The sequence below is a fragment of the Peptoniphilus sp. genome, assembly GCF_034090345.1.
GTDB lineage: Bacteria > Bacillota > Clostridia > Tissierellales > Peptoniphilaceae > Peptoniphilus.
Genome location: NZ_JAXDSS010000136.1, coordinates 1 through 1,127 on the forward strand (window position 1 = coordinate 1; position 1,127 = coordinate 1,127).

A 1,127-nucleotide genomic window follows, 5' to 3' on the forward strand; every position below is an offset into this window, starting at 1 on the left:
ATTACTAACTATCCGGCTAATCCGGAAAGAATTATAAAAGCTTTAGAACTTAAAGCGAAAGGGGTGTAATAAATGGAAAAATTTGTGTTAACAGGAAAGCCTCTAAATTTGAAAGAGCTTTATGATATTTCCTTCAACCATGTTGAACTGGAAATATCTCCTGAAGCGCAAGAAAGAGTCAAAGAAGCCAGAAGTATTTTATTTGAAATGGCTGCTGAAGGAAAGCCGGTTTACGGCTTAAATCGTGGTGTAGGTTGGAATAAAGATAAGGAATTTGATGAAGATTTTTTTGAAACATATAACAAAAATCTTCTAAACAGCCACTGTCTTGGAGTTTCTCCTTATCATACAGATGAACAAGTCAGACTTATCTTATTAATAAGACTACATAAAGCGCTTCAAGGACATACAGGTATGTCTCTTGAAATCGTAAACATGTATAAGGATTTCTTAAACTATGGTATATATCCGAGAATTCCTATGCGTTCATCTATTGGAGAGGCAGATATAACCACTCTATCTCATATTGGTCTTGCCTTTATAGGTGAGAGTGATGTTTCATACAACGGAGAAATCATAAATTCAAAAAAAGCTATGGAAAAAGTTGGAATGACGCCAGCTAAACTCGGTCCTAAAGACGGACTTAGTATAGTTTCTTCAAACGCTCAAGGTGAGGCAATGGCTGCCATCATCATAAAAGAAGTGGAAGATATTGTAAAAATGTCAAACATAATCTACTGTTTGAGTTTAGAAGGCTTAAACGGAGTTGTTGAATCGCTTAGAGAAGATGTAAATGAACTTAGAAATATACCAGGTCAAGTTAAAGTTGCAAGAGAATGTAGAGAATATTTAAAAGGTAGTTATCTAAATGAGCCACATCCTGATCGTGCACTTCAAGACCCTCTAAGTTTTAGAGGAGCACATTCAATAAACGGTACAGTACTAGATGCCCTTGACTTTGTAAAAATGCACCTATACAACACTGTAAACTCAGCAGATGACAACCCTTGTGTGCTAATAGACAAGAGAACTTCTTTTGTAAGTGCGAACTTTGAAGTAACTACTGTTGCCATTGGTGTTGAAATGGTAGCTACATCTCTAGCCCACTTATCTAAGACATCTTGCTA

Annotated in this window: 1 protein-coding gene; it reads left to right on the forward strand. The window is 36.0% G+C overall.

Features of this window, described 5'->3' with window-relative positions; genetic code table 11:
• Positions 1-72: 72 nt before the first annotated feature.
• The coding region (locus SOR77_RS10170; protein WP_320636983.1) for an aromatic amino acid ammonia-lyase at positions 73-1,127 on the forward strand (1,055 nt) is incomplete at its 3' end.